This is a genomic window from Aquimarina macrocephali JAMB N27, assembly GCF_000520995.1.
Taxonomy (GTDB): Bacteria; Bacteroidota; Bacteroidia; order Flavobacteriales; family Flavobacteriaceae; genus Aquimarina; species Aquimarina macrocephali.
The window spans coordinates 1-5,471 of record NZ_JACA01000085.1 but is presented as its reverse complement, the minus strand read 5'-3'; the positions used below and the strand labels follow the sequence as shown (position 1 = coordinate 5,471).

The window sequence follows — 5,471 nt, the reverse complement described above, 5'->3', positions numbered from 1 at the left end:
CGATCCGCCATCACTAGTATCATTAGTGAACTTTTCTATCTTGGCAATAGGCGCACTATAAGCATCACCCCCATTAAAAAAGACAAACTTATAACTGTTTTCCTGGGTATCGTGTACGACCTCTGCAGGGATGATCGATGCATATTGTTTATGATACCTTCGTTGGGTTTTATCGGTTTCTAATCCCCCATACCATGCTCCTGTACGATTATTGAGAGGGCCATACTCAAAACTTACTCTTCCTTTACCAGCTTCATAAATATCGACAGGTTTTTTAAACGCGTTATAAGTAATTTGTTGTAGTGCGTGGTTTTGGTAAAATTGTGCCCCTGCAGCATTTAATGTCATTTCTTTAAGCTGATACTGCTTGCTGCCTCCCTGGTAGGCAAGATCTCCTATGACAGAAGTATTGGTGATACGCCCATACCCATCATAAGTATTGGTTCTGGCAAAAGGCCCGCTTATTTCTGTAAGTCTATCCTGCGAATCATAGGTAAATGTTTCACTATAACTTGCAGTATGCCCCGTTATATCAATCTTATGTGTTCTATTGGATAGGGTGCCACGAACCGGGTTAAATTCATAGGTGTTTTCTATATCATTTTTATTTTGGTTTGGATCGGCAACGATATTGCTTTTTACAAAACCATAGGTATCAAATTGGGTATATTGCATTTGCCCTGTACCCAGCTGGATATCGGTGATTTGGTCACGTGCATTTCGGTTTTTTATGTTCCAATTATCGATCCCGGTAAAGGCTCCATAGGTATCAAAATTATTGGTAAAGCTACTGGTGCTGGTTTTTCCTGCGGTCGTTGCTTTATAATATTCTTGATTAAGCCTTGAAAATTGATCATAATAATATCGTTTTTCAAACCTTGCATTTCCGGTATCTTCAGTAAGGATAGATAATCGTTTGTAGCTATCATATGCATAGGTGTACGCGTATGACTTACCATTTATTATATCAGAACCGGTTATACCACTTAGTAGCTTAGTTGTATTGTCATAACTATAATTGGTAGTCGTATTAGTATGATCTCCTGTTACCCTAATATTCTGGATTTTGCCTGTATAGGTATAGGTATACTCTGTTGTTCCTTTGGGACTCACCTCTTTGGCAATCTCATTAAAACCGTTGTATTCATAGGTATATACCCCTGCCGATGGATCTGTTAATTTGGTTCTACGCCCCCATTTGTCTTGCTCTATGGTTTGGGTAACCCCACCATAGCTGGATGTTTTTATGGCTCCGTTGCCAAAATGGGTATAGGTAATCGTTCCTCCCGGATCGTTTACTTTAACCACATTTCCCATAGCATCCCTTGTAGTGGTTACAGTTTTAGTACCATCATTTACTGTCGTGGTTAGTTTGTTGTAGGCATAATCGATGTTTTTTCCTGTATATAAGGATTGTCTTTTTATCCTGCTGTAGAGATCATACTCGGTTGTGTTCCACTGGGTAGGTGCACTTCCAAAATGCGGTTCACTTTGCCGGGATAAACGACCCAAGGCATCATACTCATAGGTTACCTGTATCCACTGTCCTCCCTGGCTTCTTTTGCGATCATTAACCTTACGCTGTAACGGGTCATACTGAGATGATATCATACTACCATCTGCGGCTGTATTGGTTACCGTATAAGAGTATTGTTTACTTTCTACATAGTTAGTTGTAGCGCTATTTCCTAAATAATCTGTGGCTTTGATAAGTCGGTTCCACTTATCGTATTGATAATTTGTAGACAGGTTATAAGGATCGGTTTCCTTAATCATCACACCTGTACTGGGATTATATTCATATGTAGTTTGTAGTCCGTCCAGATCTGTTGATTTTTTAAGAAACCTTCCAGAAGCTTCATACTCATATTTGGTTGTTCTTTGGACTCCGCTAAAAGGACGTACAGTAATCTGAGTGATATTCCCAAAGGCATCATGTCTATACATTTCTGTAAGAGATCTTGTGCCATTACCTCTGGTATCTTTTCTGGTCATCAACGCCCCAGAATAGGTATAGCGTTCTTCACTATAAAAGCTATCGCTACCTATAGTAGATGTTATTTTTTTTGTAGTCGGCCTACCGATATAATAACTAGAACTAGAGGTGCTACTAATATAGGCTATAGATGTTGTGGTGGTACCAGTCCCTACATAATTGACGGTTTCTCTGATAGGAATATTATGAGAGCCATATAGAAAACTTTTCCTGATGTTTGTTCCCTGTAGTTGGTTTAGGTGTATCGAAGATTTTAGATACATCTTAAACATCTTATTTGAAGCCACGCTATGTCTATATGTATTATCAACCCTATAGATATAGTCTGATGGAATAGTCCCAAATCGATGGGTAGAGGGTGTCTGATACTCCTGAAGTACAGCACCTCTAAGCCGAGGATTATAAACGTAATTGTTAAATATACGATCTGACCCGTCTGTATGCCAATTACTACTGGCCCTATACTGAAATCCGGAAAAACCAAGGCCTTCGAGATTAGACACCGCCCCTTTATAATAAAACTCTTTCTTTACCCTTGGGCCACCGGCAAATAAAGAGCGTTCTATTGTATTTACCAGTTGAATCCCCGAAGCTGCTGCAATATCTACATAAGGGTAGAATTGATCATAGCCACGAGTATAGACAGGAGGACCTGCCTGATTCTCGGTATTTAGGTTGCTGTAATTAATATGGTAGCCAACCCCATTATTAGTGATTGTATTTAAAGTGACATCTTTTTTATGATCTTGAGTAAACGAAAATGATGATATCCACTTGTTACTTATCGAGGCAAACTCTAACGCATAATTAGGCTGATTAGAGGATAAGAAAATAGGAATAGGAAAATGCTTTAGATTGGTATTTACAGAAATGCTTCCTCCCTCTGTAAATTTAGGAGCGGCTGTAAATGAGCTAGGGGATTTGTTATAAAAAACCTTTACATTTTGTGTTCCCGTAGTACTATTATTGGTAGTAGTGGTTGAATAATCAATGATATCGGTTTTTCCATCTCCATTAATATCTACAGGAATCAGGTTATAGCCCGATAACACCCCATTACTGCCATTAAAATTGGTAGCATTAAATCTAAACCCATTACTATGCGATGTAACTAAAAAGCCATTACCTTGTGATGCAAACAGGTTAAAAGCAGTAGTATTATTTTTATGAGGCATTAAAAAATCGGCTTTTCCATCCCCATTATAATCTCCTAACAATACGGGGAGATTTGATTTGATACTAGGGCTAGTGTTTTGCCATAGCAATTGTAAAGAATTACTATCGGTTATCGTATACACATATACTTGACCGGATTTGATCTGTAATATATCTGTTTTTCCATCCCCATTTACATCTGCTGGAAACAAGCGATCTGATGCAGATAATGCACTTTGCAAAGCCCCTGTATGTATCGCAAAATTAGAGGTCAGCCTTTTATCGAGATTAATCAAGGTTACTTTGGCGGTATTAGTCGTTCTACACCTTCCGCTTACTGCTATAATATCGGTAAGCCCATCCCCATTAAAATCACCCGATATGTAGTTTTGAGGTATTCTTACACAATCTGTTGGTGCTGGTGCTGTCCATGTTTTGGTATATTGTAAATAGATGGGATGTACCGTACCATTTGAATATACTTTAAAATCAACCTTATTATTGCTTTTGTTTTGTATTACGGTAAGCCCTTGCCCAGCCAAAAGCTTGTTTTGCTGGTTAAGTAATGTAACAGGAAATATTTTCTCAAACTCACCCCCGGTATTGATAGTAGATGGAATATTGAATTTATCCCCTTTAAATATCCAGAATTTATCTTTAGTGTTTTTGGGATATACGATAAAATCCATTTTACCATTACCCGTGAGGTCTAATGATACCGTTTCTGCATTTCGTTGCTCTATGTTTACCACCCCCAGATTGGATGTGGTGGGAGTATGCGTTACGGTAGAAGCGGTTGTTGGATATGTAAAACGAATTGGGGTATGTTTTTCTGTATTATCTCCTGTTTTTTCCTGTATCCCGATCACACGATCATACCCCAATGTGGTTGTATCATGATTAAGGACATAATTTCTATAGGGAGTACCATTACCAAATACCTTAATTTCTTTAAGTAAGGTTTTTCGTATAAACAGAATTCCGTTAATATAGGAATGTTCGTTACGGGTGCGGTTTCCGTATTCAAAACGAATTTCATTAAAAGGTGCAGCTGCACCTTTAGTACCATAAGTAATTTTTTCAATACTGATAATGTTCTTATCACTAACAGTTCGATATGTGTAGTTGATACGAATTCCTAGTGGATTCTCCCAATAGGTAAGAGCATATTCTAATCTGGATCTTGAGTTGGTGTTATTTCCATAATGCCCAACCGACCCATCGGGATAATGTACTACGAAATAGGCAGGCCCATAGGATGCACCATATGGAGAGGTACCGAATGAGGTGATTTTCAGGTTAGAGTAACTTTCGGTTTCGTATACAGCACCATTAGTACCATACGTCCCACTCTTTAATAAGAGTCGTTGACCATCAAGAGCAAATCGATCTTTGACATCGAAATCTACAGGATCAATACCACCATCATGGTATTTGGTAGCAGGGATTCTTTTGATAACCGACAGGCCAGAGACATTCCAGCCCCATCCCGCAATACCATTTCCTGCCTGACTATCATAAGAAATTGCTATTTCGGGTGCTACTCCTCCGATTCCTGGTGGTACAGCAATAGGTACCATATAATTAGCACCTCCTGCGGGAGATACAGATAGAGATCCTGGTGTTTCACCAATACCAGAGCTGCTGCTTCTGGAAGCAAGTGCTGTTTGGGTCACTACTGGCTCTCCTCCTGATAAGAATAAAGTTTCTGGTTCTTCTACCGATGCAGTATGTGTTTGATACGTAAATTCGTCTTTTGGATTAAGGTTTGTGCTATCTTGAGCATGTGATAGTACACCCGTGAGGAGTAACATCCAGACACAGGTAATGTATAGATTAGTTTTCATCTATTATAGGTTTTAAATTTGTAATACGAGTTAGACGGCTAATAAACCGCCACATAGATTGTTTTAGAGTTTAATAATTTTCTTCTGTATAGTTGATACAGTGTCATTATTTAAGTGAAAGATCACCAGATATAATCCTGCTGCCTTTTCTGAGAGGTCAATACTCACCGAATTATTTCTCCTAAAAGAAATAGCAGATCTTTGACTAGTGACAAGACTAACCAGTTCGATCGAGGTGATTTGTTCAGACAGTTCTGGTTTCCACTGCAAAGTGACTTCGCCATTGGTTGGGTTAGGAGCAACTATAAAGGCATTTTCAATGCTCTCTTTTTCTATGTTGATCAGATCATTTTGTACGGTTTCGAATACTTCATCGCTCGCCTTGGCAGGAGCAGGCACATCTCTTAATGTCTGGTTTCCTGATATGTCGTAAGTAAATTCCAGCTTGTCTCCAGAGGCTACTTGCGCACTCG

At 38.9% G+C, this 5,471-nt stretch carries 2 protein-coding genes; both read right to left on the bottom strand.

Going from position 1 to position 5,471, the window contains the following annotated elements; genetic code table 11:
* A partial coding sequence (locus Z054_RS0127055) for an FG-GAP-like repeat-containing protein (RefSeq protein ID WP_024773099.1) occupies positions 1-4,998 on the bottom strand: 4,998 nt, incomplete at its 3' end.
* A gap of 63 nt (positions 4,999-5,061) precedes the next feature.
* The coding region (locus Z054_RS29510; RefSeq protein WP_035093777.1) for a T9SS type A sorting domain-containing protein at positions 5,062-5,471 on the bottom strand (410 nt) is incomplete at its 5' end.